Origin of the sequence: Celeribacter sp. PS-C1, assembly GCF_019429625.1 — a bacterium.
Classification (GTDB): Bacteria; Pseudomonadota; Alphaproteobacteria; order Rhodobacterales; family Rhodobacteraceae; genus Celeribacter.
In genome coordinates, this window is the sequence record NZ_JAHXRW010000002.1 from 430,118 (window position 1) to 448,002 (window position 17,885).

The window sequence follows — 17,885 nt, forward strand, 5'->3', positions numbered from 1 at the left end:
GTGGCTGTCTCTAGAAAAGCCCCCTATATGGTTTAAATATTAAAGAAAATTTTAATATATGACCAAGGTCAGGAGTGTTCCCTGACCTTGGTCAGAGGCCTCAAAGCGACCCCGTGCCCATCACGCGGCTTGGGTCCGGGCCTTTTTCCATCTCGGCGAATTCCTCATAGGTGCGGTATTTGTCAAGAATGCCCGATTGCGCCATCTCCAAAAGCTCCGCTGCCTCTTCAGGGCGTGTTTGGCTCAGCTGACGATAGCGCAGCTCGCCGTAGGCGTAGTCTTTGAACGGCAACGTGGGTCGCGGGCTGTCGAGCCGGAATGGCGGCGTGCCCGTGCCATGCAGCTCCGGATCAAAGCGCAACAGGGGCCAGTAGCCGGATTTCACCGCTTTTTGCTGTTGGTCCAGCCCCTTGCGCATGTCGATGCCATGGGCGATGCAATGCGAATAGGCGAGGATGATCGACGGGCCGTCCCAAGCTTCGGCCTCACGGAAGGCTTGCAGGGTTTGCTGAGGATTGGCCCCCAAGGCCACTTGCGCGACATAGACATTGCCATAGGCGATGGCCTGAAGCGCCATGTCTTTCCGGTTGGTTCGCTTGCCAGCAGCGGCGAATTTGGCGATGGCGCCCAACGGCGTGGCTTTGGAGGCCTGACCGCCGGTGTTCGAATAGACTTCGGTGTCCATCACCAGAATATTGACGTTGCGACCCGAAGCGAGAACGTGATCGAGCCCGCCATAGCCGATGTCATAGGCCCAGCCATCCCCGCCGACGAGCCAGATCGCGCGTTTGACGAGATGGTCGGAGAGGGACAACAAATGTTCAATGTCTTCGGACCGGGGCAGGGCGAGAAGCTTGGTCTTGAGCAATCCCACACGCTCGCGCTGGCTCCGGATTTCGGATTCCCGGACCTGCGGGGCGGTGAGGATGTCATGCACGAGATCGTCACCGACATCCGGCGCTAACCTGCGCAAAAGATCCTGCGCCAAAGCATTCTGTTTGTCGGCCGCGAGACGGAAGCCGAGACCGAATTCCGCGTTGTCCTCAAACAGCGAATTGGCCCAGGCCGGGCCACGCCCCTCGGCGTTCTTGGTCCAGGGCGTCACCGGCAGGTTGCCGCCATATATCGACGAACAGCCGGTGGCATTGGCGACCATGAGCCGGTCGCCGAACAACTGGCTGAGCAGTTTGACGTAAGGCGTCTCGCCGCAGCCCGCACAGGCGCCGGGGAATTCGAACAGGGGCTCAAGAAATTGCACACCGCGCACATTGGCGAAATCGACCCGCGAGCGGTCGTTCACCGGCAGGCTCTCGAAGAAAGCGATGTTCTCGCGTTCGCGCTCTGGCAGGTCTTCTTTGAGGTGTAGGTTGATTGCTTTTTGTGTCGGATCGTCTTCGGAAATCGCTGGGCAGGCCTCGACACAGAGGCCGCATCCGGTGCAGTCCTCCAAGTAGAATTCCAAGGCATATTCGGCGTCCGGATAGCCGCGCGCGTTGACAGGCGCATGTTGGAAGCTCTCCGGCGCGCCCGCCAACAGGTCCTCGTCGAAATACTTCGCACGGATGACGGAATGCGGGCAGACGAAGGAACATTGACCGCATTGGATGCAGTCCTCCGCAATCCAGACCGGCACTTCATCGGCGACATTGCGTTTCTCCCAAGCGGCGGTGCCCGAGGGGAAAGTGCCATCGACGGGGAGCGCCGAAACGGGGATGTCGTCGCCCAAGCCCTCCATCATTTTCGCGGTCACATCGCGCACGAAAGAGGGCGCATCTTCGGGCACCAAGGAGGGACGTTGGAGGATGCTGGTTGGCGCGTCTGGCACGGCAATTTCATGCAGGCCTTTCAAGGCGCCATCGACAGCGGCGAAGTTTTTCTCCACCACTTCGCGGCCTTTTTTTGCGTAGGTCTTCTCGATCGCATGTTTGATCTTTTCAATCGCCTCGTCGCGCGGCAAGACGCCCGAGAGCGCAAAGAAACAGGTCTGCAAAATCGTGTTGGTGCGCCCGCCAAGGCCTAATTCGCGGGCGGCAGAAGTGGCGTCGATCACGTAGAATTTCAGCCCCTTGTCGATGATCGCCTGCTGCACGGAGCGTGGCAGGCGGTCCCATGTGGCTTCAGCCCCGTAGGGTGAATTCAACAGGAAAATCGCGCCGGGTTTTGCCAGTTTCAGCACATCCATTTTCATCAGGAAATGGAACTGATGACAGGCGACGAAATTGGCGGATGCAATCAGGTAAGGCGCGGCAATAGGCTCCGGGCCAAAGCGCAGATGGCTCTCGGTGACAGCGCCGGATTTGTGGCTGTCATAGACGAAATAGCCTTGGGCAAAATGGTCCTCTTCGGCGGCGATGATTTTCACAGAGTTCTTGTTGGCGCCGACCGTGCCGTCCGCGCCGAGGCCGTAGAAGACCGCGCGGACCACGTTGTCTTTCTCGATATCATAGCTTGGATCGACCTTGAGTGACGTGAAAGACACGTCATCGGTGATGCCGACAGTGAAATTGGTTTTTGGATGACCTTTCAAAAGGTTGTCGAATGCGGCCTTGGCCTGCGCGGGCGTAAAGTCCTTGGACGACAGCCCATAGCGCCCACCGATCACGCGCGGCATGGTGGCCCGTGTGCCGGTGGCGACGGCCTCCGCGAGGGCAGACACCACGTCAAGATAGAGCGGCTCACCGGTAGTGCCGGGTTCTTTCGAGCGGTCGAGAACGGCGATTTTCTCGACCGTTTCGGGGAGTGCTGCGAAGAGGTGTTTCGGCGAAAAAGGCCGGTACAGCCGAACGGTGATGAGGCCGATCTTTTCGCCCTTGGAGACGAGGTCCGCGACGGTCGCGGAGATCACATCGACGCCAGAGCCCATGGCGATCACTACGCGCGTCGCGTCCGGCGCGCCGGTGTAGTCAAAGGGCTGATAGAAACGGCCCGTCATGGCGCCCAGCGTGTTCATTTCCTCGGCGACGATCTCCGGCACGGCGGCGTAAAACGGGTTGGCGGCTTCGCGGCCCTGAAAGAACACGTCGGGGTTCTGGGCGGTGCCGCGGATGAAGGGATTTTCCGGCGACAGAGCACGTTTGCGATGTGCGCGCACCAGATCGTCGTCGATCATCGCCCGGATTTGATCGTCGGGAATGAGATCGAGCGTGTTGACCTCGTGGGAGGTGCGGAAGCCGTCAAAGAAATGGATGAAAGGGATGCGGGCTTTCAGCGTTGCGGCGTGAGCCACGAGCGCCATGTCGTGGGATTCTTGCACAGATGCCGAGGCCAGCATGGCAAAGCCGGTGGACCGCGCGGCCATCACGTCGGCATGATCGCCAAAGATCGACAGGGCGTGCGTCGCCAGAGAGCGTGCCGCGACGTGAAACACGGTCGGCGTCAATTCGCCCGCGATTTTGAACATATTGGGCAGCATGAGCATGAGGCCCTGCGAGGCGGTGAAAGTCGTGGTCAGGGCACCCGCTTGCAACGCGCCGTGGACGGTGCCCGCGGCGCCGCCTTCGGATTGCATTTCCTGAATGACCGGCACGTCGCCCCAGATGTTATGAACGCCTTGCGCGGTCCAATCATCCGCGAGTTCGGCCATGGGGGACGATGGCGTGATCGGGTAGATCGAACAGACCTCGTTCACACGGTAAGCTATGTGGGCGACGGCGGCGTTGCCATCCATGGTGGAATGGCTGTGGGTCGCTTCGCGGGTCTCGTTGGACGGCGGTGTGATGTGGTCGTGGTCAAGCATGGGAGGCCTCCGCAGTCTCTGAAATCATTTCTAGCGCGTGGCAGGGGCATTGGTCGAAACAGGTTTGACAGCCGGTGCATTTGCTGGCGTCGATCTCGTAGCCTTCGCCTTTGCCCAGCTTGACGATGGCGTCCTCGGGGCAGGCGGCATAGCAGTTGTCGCACTCATAGCAGGACCCGCAGGAGTAGCAGCGCGACGCCTCATAGCGGGCTTCTTTTTCCGACAATCCGCTCAGCACCTCGTCGAAGCTGTCGCGTTTGCTGGTCGCCAAGGCCGCCTGTTCTTTCGGGTCCACATCCGAGTAGACCGGCAGGTGCAACATATCTGCCGTCACCAAAGCGGGCGGATCGGCAGGGACATAGACGCGTCCCGCGAGCCAGGCGTCGATGTGGAGCGCGGCCAATTTGCCATGGCCGGTGGCGATGGTGACCGATTGCTGATCCGGCACCATATCGCCGCCGGCAAAAACGCCCTCACAGCCGGTCATCCGGCTCTCATCCACCTCAATCGTGCCGTTCCACGAAAACGTCAGTCCCGGCACGGATTTCAAAAACGAACTGTCGGTCTCCTGACCCAGCGCCAGCACCACGGCGTCGGCTGTCAGCGTCTCGAATTCGCCGGTCGGATGCGCCTTGCCATCCGCGCCGATCTCCATGCGCTCGACTTTCAACGCGTCGCCGTCGATTTCCTTGATCGTGGTCAGCCATTTGATTTTGACACCCTCGGCCATGGCCTCGTCGGCCTCGAAGGCATGCGCAGGCATGTGCTCGCGGTCGCGGCGATAGACGATCAGCGTCTCCGTGGCGCCCAGACGTTTTGCCGTTCGCGCCGCATCCATCGCCGTGTTGCCGCCGCCGTAGACCACGACGCGGCGGCCTAACAGGGGGGCTTCTCCTTTGGATGCGTCGGACAAGAGGCTCACCGCATTGAGGATTTTCGGCGCTTCCTTGGCTGGAATATCGACGTGTTTGCCCGCACCCGCACCGATGGCGAGGTAGACGGCATCAAAGCCGCCCGCAGCCTTCTCTGACATCAGATCGGAGACCTTATGGTTCAGAGTGATCTTGACGCCAAGCGCCTCGATCCGCGCCACATCCTGCGCCAGTTCGTCGCGCGGCATGCGGTAGGCGGGGATGCCGAAATGCATCATGCCGCCCGCGATGGGACCGGCCTCGAAGATTTCGACTTCATGACCCAGCCGCGCCAGATGATAGGCGGCGGAGAGTCCAGAAGGCCCCGCGCCGACCACCAGAACCTTCTTGCAGGAGGGCGGGTTCAGCGCCGTGAACTGCCAGCCCTGTTCATTCGCCATATCGCCCAGAAACCGCTCGACCGCATGGATCGACACGGAGGCATCCACCTCGCCCCGGTTACAGCCGCCCTCGCATGGGTGATAGCACACCCGGCCATGCACGGCGGGCATCGGGTTCTCGGCGGTCAAAATTTCCCATGCTTCGCGGTAATTTCCCTCCATCGCCGCCGCCAGCCATTCGCGGATGTTTTCGCCCGCCGGACAGGCCGCTGCACAGGGCGGGGTGAGGGTAACATAGGCGGGGATTTGACTGCGCACGGGACCGGTGCCGGCGGTTTTGCTTTGTCCCACAAGGGGGGTGAAATCGGCGCGTTTCGTGCCGGGTTTGGGATCGGCAGACTGGGTCATGGAGAGGCCTCACGTGGATGTGGCTGGGCTGTGGCTGGACGCAGCATCGCGGTGTTTTCCCGCTCGGGCGTTGACATATATCAAGGGTTGCATGCGAGAGGTCGGTCTCGCAACGCTATGATTTTTTTATCTCTTTTATTGAAACGAAATGTCGCATCGAATGTGCATCTTTTGAGCGTTGCGCAGGATAGTTGCGCGAGGTGGGGGCGTTGGGTTCGGACTTTACTTTCGTGTTGAATATAAATAAATGACTGGTCAGTTATTTAATGTCGCGACGACTCGGGAGGCCCGTATGTCCGAAGACACAACGCCAGAGGCGGCCCCAAAATTCCGCCGCCGCAAAGAGGCGCGCCCGGATGAAATATTAGACGCCGCCTTGGACCTCTTTGTTGAGAAGGGGTTCGACCGCACAAGGGTCGAGGACATCGCCACGCGGGCGGGCGTCTCGAAAGGCGCGGTCTATCTCTATTTTTCCTCGAAAGACGCGGTGATCGAGGCGCTGGTGGACCGGGCTGTCGGCGTGGTCGTGGGCGAGGTGGTCGATCAGATCGGCGGCTTTAAAGGCGACCCGCGCGACATCCTGTGCCAGATTGCGCCTCTGTTCATGGCGCGCATGTCCGATCCGCGCGTTCTGGCCGTGCCAAAGCTGGTGATCCGGGAGGCACCAACGCACCCGAAGCTTGCCACGATGTATCGCGAGCGTGTCATCGGCCGCGCCTTGCCCGCGCTGGTTGCGCTGTTTCGGCAGGGCATGGAGGGCGGCTATATCCGCGAGGTTGATCCCGACATGGTCGTGCGCTGTGTGCTTGGACCATTTCTCATGCATGTGCTTTTGGCGGATGTGTTCGACATCTGGCCCGACAGTGAGGCGCCCAACGACCAACCCAAAGACCTGCGCATTGCCGATCTCATCGACACCCATCTGACCCTGCTCTTTGCGGGCCTCGAGCCTCTCCCAACCGATCCTCATACCGAAAAGGAGCCGCAAAATGGCTGATCTTCCAAGCTGGCTGGCCTCTGTCATCGCGGCGATTTACCCCGGATTTCTCGACACGCCGCCCTATGTTTACGACGGCTATATCGAGGGAGATTTCACCTATGCCGCGCCGGCTTCGGGCGGGCGGATCGAGACCATCGCGGTCACCGAAGGCGATCACATTGCCAAAGGCGCGCTGATCTTTGCTTTGGAAGACGATCAACCCCGCGCAGCACTCCGTTCTGCCGAGGCGCAACTGGCGCAGGCCGAGGCGCAGTTTGAGAACCTCTCGACCGGCTCGCGACAGGCGGAGACGGATGTGATCCGCGCCTCGCTCAATCAAGCGCGCGTGGCGCTGGATATCGCGCAAACGCGGCTGACGCGCTCGGAAACGCTTTTGGCACGAGGTGCCACGACACAGGCCACGGTGGACGATCAACAGGCCGCCGTGGATGAGGCTCAGGCGGCCGTGACGCGGCTTGAGGCCGAATTGAAAGTGGCCGAACTGCCCGCCCGCGATGCAGAGCGGCTGGCGGCCGAGGCCGCGGTGGAGGCGGCGCGGGCGCAGGTCGATCTGGCGCGCTCCGATCTCGACGACCGCAAGGTTTACGCCCCCGTCACGGGGCAGGTGGAAAAGGTGTTCTTCGAAGCGGGCGAAGTGGCCGCAAGCGGCGCCCCTGTGGTGTCGCTTTTGCCGCCGGGTCAGATGACCGCGCTGTTCTTTGTGCCGGAATACGAGCGCGCCGATCTGAGCCCCGGCGATGTTGTGGCGCTGTCCTGCGAGGGCTGCGCGCCGGGGCTGAGCGCTAGGATCACGCGGCTCGCCTCTGACCCGCAATACACCCCGCCGATCCTCTACACCAAAGCCGAACGCGGACGTCTCGTCTATCGCATCGAGGCCGAGGTGATCGACCCGCAGGGCGTGCTGCCGGGGCAGCCGATCACGGTGGATGCCTCCGCCGCTGTGGAGGAGTGAGCCATGCCAGAGAAGGACGATGTGGCCATTTCCGTCACCGGCCTGACCAAGATTTTTGGCGACCGCAAAGTTGTCGATGACTTCGATATGGAGGTCAAAAGAGGCGCGATTTACGGCTTTCTCGGGCCGAACGGCTCGGGCAAAACCACGACAATCCGCATGATGTGTGGGCTTTTGACGCCGGATGGCGGCGCGGGGCAGTGCCTTGGCCTCGACATCGTCAAAGACAGCTGCGAGATCAAGAAACGCGTCGGCTACATGACGCAGAAGTTTTCGCTCTACGAAGACCTGACCATCGCCGAGAACCTCGATTTCGTCGCGCGGATGTTCGGGATGCCAGAGCGCAAGCGTCTGGTCGAAGAGGCGGTGCGCGATCTGGGGCTTGAGGGCCGCGCGGGGCAATTGGCGGGCACGCTGTCGGGGGGCTGGAAGCAACGTTTGGCGCTGGCCGCCTGCATGATCCACAATCCCGATCTCTTGCTCTTGGACGAGCCGACTGCCGGGGTGGACCCCAAGGCACGGCGCGATTTTTGGGATGAAATCAGACGTTTGGCGGCCAAAGGTGTGACGGTTCTGGTGTCCACTCACTATATGGACGAGGCGGTGCAATGCGATCACATCGCCTATATCGCCTATGGCAAAAAGCTGATCGACGGCGCCGCAGAAGACATTCCGACGACCATCGGGCTGTCGACCTATGTGGTCAAAGGTCCTGACCTGAGTGCCTTGGAAGAACGGTTGAAACATGAGGACGGCGCCGGGCAGGTGATCCGTTTCGGCGCGGAGCTGCATGTGTCGGGGACGGATAAGGCGGCACTTGACGCTTTGGCGGCGCGCGAAGCGGGTGGGGTGTATGACTGGCAGGCGAAAAAGGCGGGTCTTGAAGAGGCGTTTATCTATCTCATGGCGGGCGCGAAGGACAATTTCGGCGCGCCGCTGGAGGAGGTCCAATGAGCCGTCTGTTTTCATGGACCCGATTTCTGGGCGTGCTGATCAAGGAATTCATCCAGATGAAGCGCGACCGCGTGACCTTTGCGATGATGATCGGCATGCCGGTGATGCAGCTTTTGCTCTTTGGCTATGCCATCGACACCGATCCGCACAATCTGCCGACATTGGTCGAGGTGGCGGACGAGAGCCCGGTCATCCGTAGCCTGACGGCGGCGATGGACACCTCGGACTACTTTGATTTCATTGGTATCGTGACCTCTGAGATAGAGAGCGCCGAGGCGTTGAGAGACGGCACCGCGACGGTGATCCTGACTGTGCCGCCCGGGTTCGAGCGCGACATGATCCGGGGCGTGAGGCCAGAGATTTTGCTCACCGTCGATGCCTCCGATCCGGTGGCGGCGGGCGGGGCGATTGGCGCGATGAATGGCGTGGTCGACACCGCGATGAAGCAAAGCCTGTCGGGGCCGCTGTCCTTTGCGGCGGGGTCCGAGCCGCCGTTCGAGCTTGTGGTGCATCGGGCGTTCAATCCGTCGGAGGAAACCTCGATCAACATCGTGCCGGGGCTTTTGGCGGTGATCCTGTCGATGACGATGATTTTAATCACGGCTGTGGCCATCGTGCGCGAGACGGAAAAAGGCACGATGGAAAGCCTGATCGCCACGCCGGTGACCGCCGCCGAGGTGATGCTGGGCAAGATTTTGCCATATGTTTTCGTGGGATACGTCCAGACCTTTGTGTTTCTGATTGCAGCGCGGGTGCTGTTCAATGTGCCGTTTTCTGGCTCGTTTCTGGCGTTCTTCCTGGGCTTTAACCTCTATATCATCGTCAATCTCGCCATCGGATTTCTGGTCTCGACCGTGGCACGGACCCAGATGCAGGCCATGCAATTGTCGTTCTTCACTATCCTTCCGACGGTCCTGCTCTCCGGCTTCATGTTCCCGTTTTCCGCCATGCCTGGCTGGGCGCAGAGCCTCGGCACGGCGATTCCCGCGACGCATTTCCTGCGCCTCGTGCGCAAGGTGATGCTCAAGGGCGGGGGGCTGCCGGAGGTGGCGGGGAATATGGGAGCGATTGCGGTCATCCTCGTGGTGGTCGTGGCGATTGCGTTGCGGCGTTACCGCCAAACACTTGACTGAAAAGCGAAAATTTTGATGTGGAGTGGGGCGCAGGGGTCTTTACCCGCCTGTGTTTATTCTTATTAAAATAATCAGGATTGACATATCCGACCAAAGAAGTCAGTTAATCTCCCTATAAAGAGCCAAGCGTGTCACAACACGCAGATTGGAAGGCCCCGCCGACAGGACCAAGGCGGGGGAGACAAAGGGACAAGACCACATGAAACGTATGATGACGGCCATGATCGCAGCCACGCTTCCGGCCGCCGCTTTTGCGGGCGAAGCCGAGGTGGTGAGCAACTACGCCGATATGGCCCATGCCGTCTATGGCGACAGCCTGATCAAGGCGCAGGAATTGGACGCCGCCATCGCGGATTTCGTCGCGGCCCCCTCCGACGTGACGCTGGCCGCTGCCAAAGCCGCATGGCTTGAGGCTCGCGTGCCTTATCAGCAATCCGAAGTCTTCCGCTTCGGCAACCCGATTGTCGATGACTGGGAAGGCAAGGTGAACGCTTGGCCGCTTGATGAGGGTCTGATCGACTATGTGGATGGGTCTTATGGCGGCGCGACCGACGAGAACCCGCTGGCGGCTCTGAACGTCATCGCCACGCCGTCTTTCGAACTTTCCGGCGAAACCGTGGACGCCTCCGCGATCACGCCCGAGTTTCTCGCCGAGACGCTGCATGAGGCTGATGAGGTCGAGGCCAATGTGGCGACCGGCTATCACGCCATCGAATTCCTGCTCTGGGGGCAGGACCTGAACGGCACCGATCACGGCGCGGGCGCACGTCCTTACACCGATTACCTGACCGGCGACGACTGCACCGGCGGCAATTGTGACCGCCGCGCCGAATATCTCGTCTCCGCGACCAAGCTTTTGGTTTCCGATCTGGAATATATGGAAGCACAATGGGCCGAAGGCGGCGACGCGCGTGCAGCTGTCGTGGACGATCCGGCGGCGGGCATCACCGCGATGCTCACCGGTATGGGCTCGCTGTCTTACGGCGAACAGGCGGGCGAGCGGATGAAGCTTGGCGTTATGCTGAACGACCCCGAAGAAGAGCACGATTGCTTCTCCGACAACACCCACAACTCGCATTTCTATGACGGCATGGGCATCCACAATGTCTATTTCGGGAAATACATGCGCGTCGATGGCACCTTGGTGACGGGTGAAAGCCTCGCAAGCCTCTTGTCCGAGAAAGACGCCGGCCTCGCGAATGATCTGGGCCACGCTCTGGATCACACGATGGTCGAACTCGCCGAGATCAAAGCGGCCGCAGAGTCCGGCTTCTCCTATGATCAGATGCTGGCACGCGGCAATGAGGCGGGCGAAGAGTTGATTATGTCGGCGGTCGATGCGCTTGTTGCCCAGACTCGCGAGATCGAGCGCGCCGTGAGTGTGCTCTCGGCCTCCGAGATCGAGGTTGAAGGCTCCGACAGCCTCGACAACCCCGACGCTGTTTTTCAGTAATCACACCTTTCGGGGCGGCTCTTGAAAGGCCGCCTTTTCCACTCCAACGAGAGCCGAGATCATGATCGTCTGTTCCTGTAACGCCATCACAGACCGCGACATCCACGCGGCCATCGACTGGATGCGGGCATCTGACCCTGAGACGATCATCACGCCCGGCAAAGTCTACCGTGCCTTGGGGAAAACCCCCGATTGCGGCGGGTGTATGTCGCTTTTCCTTTCCTCGATGCGTCAGAATGCTAACTTTGAAGTGCCTGCCGAATTGCGCGGGCTGAAAGAACATCGCAAGAGAGGATAATCCCATGAAAGGCGACGCCAAGGTCATCGAATACCTGAACGCAGCACTCCGCTCGGAACTGACAGCCGTTTCCCAATATTGGCTGCATTTCCGGCTTCAGGCGGATTGGGGTCTGGCGAAAATGGCGAAGAAGTCGCGCGAGGAAAGCATCGAAGAGATGAACCACGCCGACAAGCTGATCGACCGGATCATCTTTCTCGAAGGCCACCCGAATTTGCAAAAGCTCGACCCCTTGCGGATCGGCGAAACCCCGAAAGAAACGCTCGAGGCGGACCTCGCCGGAGAGCATGACGCGCTGAAACTCTACAATGAAGCGCGCAGCTACTGTGAATCTGTTGGCGACCATGTGTCGAAAGCGCTTTTCGAAGAGCTGATCGCCGACGAGGAAGGCCATGTTGATTTTCTCGAAACCCAGCTCGACCTCTACGCCCGTCTTGGCGAGCAAGGCTATGCGCTGCTCAATGCGGCATCCATGGACGAAGCCGAGTAAGGCCTCTTTGCTTTTGGCCCTGTCCCTCATGGGGCAGGGTGCGCCTGCTGAGCAACTCCCGACATCCGATCCGCATCTTTCCACCGTGCCCCGCACGCAAGCCGAGCGCGCGCGGATTGCCGATGTGATCGCGCCTGCGACGGATTTCACCAATCCCGAAGCTTTCGAGGCCAACCAAGGCGGCGCGGGCACCGTCGCCGACCCGGGTGATGACACGGCGTTTTCCTTGCCGCCTGCGACACTGCCCTTTGAGAAGAAACTGGATTTCGAACTGGGCAATGCGCTTTTTGCCAAGCTCTGGGTCTCCTCGCCGTCCTCCACCAAAGCCTCCGATGGGTTAGGGCCGCTCTACAATGCGCGCTCCTGCCAGCGTTGCCACGTCAACGACGGGCGCGGCCATCCTCCGGAGCACGCGGATGACGCCCGCACCTCGATGTTCCTACGGCTCTCTGTGCCCGCAGGCGACGCGCCTCTGAGCGAACTTGAGGCTTATCTGGCGCAACTCGACGGACACCAATTGGACGGGTTGGGCGCCACCCCGCGCACGCGTCCCGCGCCGAGCTATGGCGGGCAGTTGCAGGATCTGGCGCTTGTGGGCTTTGCGCCTGAGGGACGTCTGGAGATCACCTATCGAGAGATCCCCGTCACGCTGTCGGGCGGCGAGGTGGTGAGCCTGCGCCAACCGACCTATAGCATCAGCAACCCGGGCTACGGGCCTCTGCCCGACGACCTGCAGCTTTCCCCCCGCATCGCCAACCCGATGATCGGTCTGGGGCTTTTGGAGGCGATTCCCTCCGAAGACATTCTCGCGCGTGCCGATCCGGAGGATCGTGACGGTGACGGCATCTCAGGACGGCCCAACGTGGTCTGGTCACGGCATTTTGATGCGCCCATGTTGGGACGCTTCGGCTGGAAAGCGGGCGAGCCGACGGTCGAGGAACAATCCGCTGCGGCCTTTCACGGCGACATCGGCATTTCCTCTCCGCTTTTCCCTTCGCCCTCGGGCGATTGCACGGCAGAACAGGTGGACTGCCTCGCAGCCCCCCATGGCGCAGGCGATGTGCGCGGCGATGAGATCGACCAGACCGGCATGGATTTGGTGACGTTTTACGCCCGAAACTTGGCGGTTCCCGCACGTCGCGACGTGGATGATCCAGAGGTCCTGCGCGGCAAAGAGATGTTTTTCGAGGCCGGATGCGCGGCCTGCCATACCCCGAAACATGTCACCGCCCGGCTCAGCGATACCGACGATGCGCCGCGTTCGTTCCAGCTTATTTGGCCCTATACCGACCTATTGTTGCACGACATGGGCGAGGGGTTGGCGGATCATCGTCCCGAACATCGCGCCACCGGCACCGAGTGGCGCACTGCACCTTTGTGGGGGATCGGTTTGACGGCGCGCGTCTCAGGGCATACGACCTACCTCCATGACGGACGTGCGCGCACGCTTTTGGAGGCGGTGCTCTGGCATGGTGGCGAGGCCCAAAGGGCCCGCAACGCCGTGGTGGAGATGCCAGCAGAAGATCGCGCCGCACTCATTCGTTTTCTCGAAAGCCTCTAGGGGGATACATATGCGTCATATCACGGTTCCTTTCCTGTCTTTGGGCCTCTCTCTGGCGCTGTCTGTGCCCATGGCGCCCGCGATAGCGCAAACCTTGGACATCCCCGAACCGGCCCCGCTGGACATGGCGCTTAGCCGCGCGGTGAACCAGCACACCATCCCTGCGGTGGACCGCTTTGATGTCGCGACGGCGTTTCTGGCGGATGTCACAGAGGCCAATTGCCTGCCGGGCAATGTGAAACCCGCTTATGACGTGGCTTTTGATGCCTGGATGGGGCTGCAACATCTGCATATGGGGCCGATTGAGAAGAACGGCCGCATCCTCGCCATCGCCTTTTGGCCCGACAAAAAGGGCATGATCCCGCGCACGCTTTCGGGCTATATCGCGGATCAGGATCCGGTGGTCGAGACGCCCGAGGCCTTCGCCGACGCCTCCATCGCCGTGCGCGGTCTCTTTGCGCTGGAATATATGCTCTTTGACGATCAGTTCGACGGCTATGCCGAGGACAGCTATTCCTGCCACCTCGTCCAAGCCATCACCCACGACCTGCACCGTATGGCTGCCGCGATCAAAGACGAATGGATCGCGCCTGACGGGTTCGCCCAGACGCTCTTGATGGCCGGGGAGGCGCCTCAGCCGCTCTACCTGACGAAAGAGGAAAGCGTTCAGGCGCTTTATACCATGCTCACCTCGTCGCTGGAAAACACCAAGGATCAGCGTATCGGGCGCCCCATCGGCACCTTTGACAAACCGCGACCCGAACGGGCCGAAGCGCGCCGTTCCGGACGGTCTGCCCGCAATGTGCTCCTGCAACTCGAAGCGGCCCGCGATCTGGCGCGCAATCTGGCGCCGGGCGAGATGCCGCAGACCGAGGATGCTTTCGCGAAAACCATCGCGCTCACGGAGGGTTTGAACGATCCGTCTTTCGAAGGTGCGGGCGATCCGATGGGGCGGTTGAAGATTGAGATCATCGGTCAGAATATCTCCGCCTTGATGGGGGCTATCGCCAATGAGATCGGGTCTCCTCTGGGTATTTCCGCGGGGTTTAACGCCTCAGATGGCGATTGAGGCCCGCCCACGCTAAAAACTTTTCCGCAATAAAATCAAGAAACTGGAAACATGAGCACACGTCGTAACTTTCTCAAGGCGGTTTTGGCCGCGACTCTCGTTCCCCGCCTGAGCTGGGCAGATGCCGGATCGCCGGCTTTCCTTGGTGCGGCCAAGGACACCAATGGCGATTACGCCCTCTATGGTTTGGACGAGGCGGCCCAAATCCTGTTCCGCGCGCCTTTGCCCGCTCGCGGCCACGCCGCCGCCGCCCACCCGACGAAACCCGAAGCGGTGGCTTTCGCCCGCCGCCCGGGCACCTTTGCCGTCGTGGTGAATTGCGCCACTGGCAATATCACGCATCGCTTGGATGCCCCCGAGGGGCGGCATTTTATGGGGCATGGGTTGTTCGTGAACGAGGGCGCGCTTTTGGTGACGCCGGAGAACAATTACGCCGAGAAGAAGGGTGTGTTGGGCATTTGGGATCGGGCCAAGAACTATGCGCGTGTTGGAGAGGTCTCGACGCATGGGGTTGGCCCGCATGACATTCGCGCACTGTCTGATGGCACTTTGGTGGTCGCCAATGGTGGCATTTTCACCCATCCTGAGATTGGCGAAGGGCGGCAAAAGCTCAACATTGATGAGATGGAGCCATCGCTCGCCTATCTTTCGGCGAGTTTTGCCCTCGAAGAGAAACATGTGCTGGCGCCCGAGCTGCATCAGAACTCGATCCGTCACCTTGCGATCGGCCTGGACGATCAGGTTGCCTTTGCCATGCAGTGGGAGGGCGATGAGACAGAGGTGGTGCCGCTGATCGGTCTTCATCGGCGTGGTGAAGAGATCCAGCTGCCGGAGGCCGATATGGCCGAGCAATATGCGATGAAGGGTTACGCGGGCTCTATTTCTTTCGCCGGTGATGGCTCCGAGGTGGCGATCACCTCTCCGCGCGGCGGGCGGATGCACCGCTTTGCGCCCGATGGCACCTTCCTTGGTGCCGTGTTGCGCGGTGATATTTGCGGGCTTGCGCCCATGGGGGAGGGCTATCTCGGCTCCGATGGCTTTGGAGCGCTTTTGGCGCTCAAAGAGGGTATGTCGCCGCTGAACGCTGTGCCGGGGCTGGCTTGGGACAATCACTTGGTGGCTTTGCCGTCTTTGGTGGGATGATCGCAGGTCGATAAAAATTTACAAAAATTTTGTCTAAATTTGAGGCAAAGCGGCAACACCTCTGCTGTTGCCGCTTTTCCCAACTCGGTTTTTTGAGTCCAGGTTTTTATTAAGTACATGTTTTTTATATATTTTATTTAATTTTTCTGGTTTGCGTTCACAGGTTTTCGACAAGAAGGTGAGCGCTGAAATTCGCGACACGACCCGGGTGCTCTTGCAGCCCCTCCGGTCCGCTACTAAGACTTGGGTAACACTTCCGAGCTAACACATCAGTTGACACAACAGGCAGGGCCCGATGAAAGATCCGATTGATACCTACATGAACACGCTCGTTCCCATGGTGGTCGAGCAGACGAGCCGTGGCGAACGCGCCTACGACATCTTCTCGCGCCTGCTGAAAGAGCGCATCATCTTCCTCAACGGCCCGGTGCATGACGGCATGTCGTCCCTGATCTGCGCCCAGCTTCTGTTTCTCGAGGCGGAAAACCCGAAAAAAGAAATCGCCATGTATATCAACAGCCCGGGCGGTGTCGTCACCTCCGGTTTGTCGATCTACGACACGATGCAATACATCCGTCCGAAGGTGTCGACCCTGGTGATGGGGCAGGCGGCCTCCATGGGCTCGCTTCTCTTGACCGCTGGTGAAAAAGGCATGCGCTTCTCGCTGCCGAACTCCCGCGTCATGGTGCACCAGCCGTCCGGTGGTTACCAAGGCCAGGCGACGGACATCATGATCCACGCGCAAGAGACGCAAAAGCTTAAAGATCGTCTGAACCAGATCTACGTGAAACACACGGGTCAGGAATTCCAGACCATCGTTGACGCGCTTGAGCGCGACAATTTCATGTCGCCGGAAGATGCGAAAGAGTTTGGTCTGATCGACGAGATCGTCGAAAACCGCGCGCCGCTCGCGGAGTAAGCTGATGGGCGTTTCGGCCAAGTGAGGCCGATGCGCCCTCTCGTCTTGAGTGGGAGAGCCATAGGTTCGGGGCGTGAGGCAGAAAGATTTTGCCATTGTGCCTGAAAAACGGCTGTCCTACACTCTGTCAAATATCGCTCTTTGACCGGTTGGCCCCCGATGGGCCTATGGGTCAAAGCACAACGCAAGAGAGCCTGAGGCTCAGGGGAATGTGATGAGCAATTCGTCCGGTGGTGACAGCAAAAACACGCTCTACTGCTCGTTCTGCGGCAAGAGCCAGCACGAGGTGCGCAAACTGATTGCGGGGCCGACCGTGTTCATATGTGACGAATGCGTCGAGCTGTGCATGGATATTATCCGCGAGGAGACTAAGACGTCGGGTCTGAAATCCTCCGAAGGCGTGCCCTCGCCGAAAGAGATTTGTCAGGTTCTTGACGATTACGTCATCGGCCAGGCGACCGCGAAACGCGTGCTCTCTGTCGCGGTGCACAACCATTATAAACGTCTCAACCATGCGGCCAAAGGATCGGGTGACATTGAGCTTGCCAAGTCGAATATCCTCCTGATCGGTCCGACTGGTTGCGGTAAGACTCTTTTGGCCCAGACGCTGGCGCGTATTCTTGATGTGCCCTTCACCATGGCTGATGCGACCACACTGACCGAAGCGGGCTATGTGGGCGAGGATGTGGAAAACATCATTCTCAAGCTGTTGCAGGCGTCCGAGTATAACGTCGAGCGTGCGCAGCGCGGCATCGTCTATATCGACGAGGTCGACAAGATCACGCGCAAATCCGACAACCCCTCGATCACCCGCGACGTGTCGGGCGAGGGCGTGCAGCAGGCTTTGCTCAAGATCATGGAAGGCACAGTCGCCTCCGTGCCGCCGCAGGGTGGGCGCAAGCATCCGCAGCAGGAATTCCTGCAAGTGGACACCACGAACATCCTGTTCATTTGTGGTGGCGCCTTTGCTGGCCTCGACCGTATCATCGCGCAGCGCAACAAAGGCACTGCGATGGGCTTTGGCGCCGATGTGAAAAATGACGAGGACCGAGGTGTCGGCGAGCTGTTCAAAGAGCTCGAGCCCGAAGACCTGCTGAAATTCGGTTTGATCCCCGAATTTGTTGGTCGTCTGCCGGTTCTGGCGACTCTTGAGGATCTCGATGAGGACGCGCTTGTCACCATCCTGACCCAGCCGAAAAACGCTCTGGTGAAACAGTATCAGCGTCTGTTCGAACTGGAAGACACCGATCTGACCTTCACCGAAGAGGCGCTCACCGCCATCGCTAAACGCGCTATCGAGCGCAAAACCGGCGCACGCGGTCTGCGGTCGATCCTCGAAGACATCCTTTTGGACACGATGTTCGAGCTTCCGGGCATGGACAATGTGACCGAAGTGGTCGTTAATGAAGAGGCTGTGACCTCCGAAGCGAAGCCGCTGATGATCTATTCCGAGGACGACGCCAAGGAAAAGACCGCCTCCTGAGGAATGCGCTCTAACGAATTGAAAGCCCCGTCGC

General features: G+C 60.1%; 14 protein-coding genes. 12 read left to right on the forward strand and 2 right to left on the reverse strand.

What is annotated here, in order from left to right:
* Positions 1 to 100 precede the first annotated feature (100 nt).
* Both nifJ and J5Y17_RS04665 read right to left on the reverse strand, forming a co-directional pair.
* Entirely contained in the window at positions 101 to 3,736 is a 3,636-nt protein-coding gene (nifJ, locus tag J5Y17_RS04660; protein ID WP_219784031.1) for a pyruvate:ferredoxin (flavodoxin) oxidoreductase, read from the reverse strand.
* Positions 3,729 to 5,396, reverse strand: coding sequence for an NAD(P)-binding protein (locus tag J5Y17_RS04665; RefSeq protein WP_219784032.1), 1,668 nt, complete (start codon positions 5,394 to 5,396; stop codon positions 3,729 to 3,731). Before J5Y17_RS04665 ends, nifJ begins: the two co-directional genes overlap by 8 nt.
* Positions 5,397 to 5,688: 292 nt before the next feature.
* Here J5Y17_RS04665 and J5Y17_RS04670 point away from each other — a divergent pair, with 292 nt between their 5' ends.
* The 12 genes from J5Y17_RS04670 (at position 5,689) to clpX (ending at position 17,851) form a co-directional block, all read left to right on the forward strand.
* Positions 5,689 to 6,393: a TetR/AcrR family transcriptional regulator gene (locus J5Y17_RS04670; protein ID WP_219784033.1), complete on the forward strand. Its 705-nt coding sequence runs from the start codon at positions 5,689 to 5,691 to the stop codon at positions 6,391 to 6,393.
* On the forward strand, positions 6,386 to 7,348 hold the full coding sequence (locus J5Y17_RS04675) for an HlyD family secretion protein (RefSeq protein ID WP_219784034.1): 963 nt from the start codon (positions 6,386 to 6,388) through the stop codon (positions 7,346 to 7,348). The genes J5Y17_RS04670 and J5Y17_RS04675 overlap by 8 nt, the downstream gene beginning before the upstream one ends.
* A 3-nt stretch (positions 7,349 to 7,351) precedes the next feature.
* Positions 7,352 to 8,302: an ABC transporter ATP-binding protein gene (locus tag J5Y17_RS04680; RefSeq protein ID WP_219784035.1), complete on the forward strand. Its 951-nt coding sequence runs from the start codon at positions 7,352 to 7,354 to the stop codon at positions 8,300 to 8,302.
* Positions 8,299 to 9,435: an ABC transporter permease gene (locus J5Y17_RS04685; protein WP_219784036.1), complete on the forward strand. Its 1,137-nt coding sequence runs from the start codon at positions 8,299 to 8,301 to the stop codon at positions 9,433 to 9,435. Before J5Y17_RS04680 ends, J5Y17_RS04685 begins: the two co-directional genes overlap by 4 nt.
* A 199-nt stretch (positions 9,436 to 9,634) precedes the next feature.
* Positions 9,635 to 10,888: an imelysin family protein gene (locus tag J5Y17_RS04690; protein WP_219784037.1), complete on the forward strand. Its 1,254-nt coding sequence runs from the start codon at positions 9,635 to 9,637 to the stop codon at positions 10,886 to 10,888.
* A 61-nt stretch (positions 10,889 to 10,949) separates the two neighbouring features.
* A complete protein-coding gene (locus J5Y17_RS04695) occupies positions 10,950 to 11,186 on the forward strand; it encodes a bacterioferritin-associated ferredoxin (RefSeq protein ID WP_219784038.1) in 237 nt (78 codons plus the stop codon).
* 4 nt (positions 11,187 to 11,190) lie between these two features.
* Positions 11,191 to 11,676 (forward strand): bacterioferritin, encoded by a 486-nt coding sequence (gene bfr, locus J5Y17_RS04700; RefSeq protein ID WP_219784040.1) that lies wholly within the window; start codon positions 11,191 to 11,193, stop codon positions 11,674 to 11,676.
* On the forward strand, positions 11,648 to 13,237 hold the full coding sequence (locus tag J5Y17_RS04705; protein ID WP_370628856.1) for a di-heme oxidoredictase family protein: 1,590 nt from the start codon (positions 11,648 to 11,650) through the stop codon (positions 13,235 to 13,237). Before bfr ends, J5Y17_RS04705 begins: the two co-directional genes overlap by 29 nt.
* Before the next feature lie 10 nt (positions 13,238 to 13,247).
* Entirely contained in the window at positions 13,248 to 14,306 is a 1,059-nt protein-coding gene (locus J5Y17_RS04710; protein WP_219784042.1) for an imelysin family protein, read from the forward strand.
* 51 nt (positions 14,307 to 14,357) lie between these two features.
* Positions 14,358 to 15,449, forward strand: a complete 1,092-nt coding sequence (locus J5Y17_RS04715; RefSeq protein ID WP_219784044.1) for a DUF1513 domain-containing protein — start codon at positions 14,358 to 14,360, stop codon at positions 15,447 to 15,449.
* 295 nt (positions 15,450 to 15,744) lie between these two features.
* Positions 15,745 to 16,368, forward strand: a complete 624-nt coding sequence (locus tag J5Y17_RS04720; RefSeq protein WP_219784045.1) for an ATP-dependent Clp protease proteolytic subunit — start codon at positions 15,745 to 15,747, stop codon at positions 16,366 to 16,368.
* 214 nt (positions 16,369 to 16,582) lie between these two features.
* Entirely contained in the window at positions 16,583 to 17,851 is a 1,269-nt protein-coding gene (gene clpX, locus J5Y17_RS04725) for an ATP-dependent Clp protease ATP-binding subunit ClpX (RefSeq protein ID WP_219784047.1), read from the forward strand.
* Positions 17,852 to 17,885 lie beyond the last annotated feature (34 nt).

Bases quoted from the DNA above. Each gene is read 5' to 3' on its own strand.
- nifJ (WP_219784031.1), bottom strand. From the start codon at position 3,736: ATGCTTGACCACGACCACATCACACCGCCGTCCAACGAGACCCGCGAA.
- J5Y17_RS04665 (WP_219784032.1), bottom strand. From the start codon at position 5,396: ATGACCCAGTCTGCCGATCCCAAACCCGGCACGAAACGCGCCGATTTC.
- J5Y17_RS04670 (WP_219784033.1), top strand. From the start codon at position 5,689: ATGTCCGAAGACACAACGCCAGAGGCGGCCCCAAAATTCCGCCGCCGC.
- J5Y17_RS04675 (WP_219784034.1), top strand. From the start codon at position 6,386: ATGGCTGATCTTCCAAGCTGGCTGGCCTCTGTCATCGCGGCGATTTAC.
- J5Y17_RS04680 (WP_219784035.1), top strand. From the start codon at position 7,352: ATGCCAGAGAAGGACGATGTGGCCATTTCCGTCACCGGCCTGACCAAG.
- J5Y17_RS04685 (WP_219784036.1), top strand. From the start codon at position 8,299: ATGAGCCGTCTGTTTTCATGGACCCGATTTCTGGGCGTGCTGATCAAG.
- J5Y17_RS04690 (WP_219784037.1), top strand. From the start codon at position 9,635: ATGAAACGTATGATGACGGCCATGATCGCAGCCACGCTTCCGGCCGCC.
- J5Y17_RS04695 (WP_219784038.1), top strand. From the start codon at position 10,950: ATGATCGTCTGTTCCTGTAACGCCATCACAGACCGCGACATCCACGCG.
- bfr (WP_219784040.1), top strand. From the start codon at position 11,191: ATGAAAGGCGACGCCAAGGTCATCGAATACCTGAACGCAGCACTCCGC.
- J5Y17_RS04705 (WP_370628856.1), top strand. From the start codon at position 11,648: ATGCGGCATCCATGGACGAAGCCGAGTAAGGCCTCTTTGCTTTTGGCC.
- J5Y17_RS04710 (WP_219784042.1), top strand. From the start codon at position 13,248: ATGCGTCATATCACGGTTCCTTTCCTGTCTTTGGGCCTCTCTCTGGCG.
- J5Y17_RS04715 (WP_219784044.1), top strand. From the start codon at position 14,358: ATGAGCACACGTCGTAACTTTCTCAAGGCGGTTTTGGCCGCGACTCTC.
- J5Y17_RS04720 (WP_219784045.1), top strand. From the start codon at position 15,745: ATGAAAGATCCGATTGATACCTACATGAACACGCTCGTTCCCATGGTG.
- clpX (WP_219784047.1), top strand. From the start codon at position 16,583: ATGAGCAATTCGTCCGGTGGTGACAGCAAAAACACGCTCTACTGCTCG.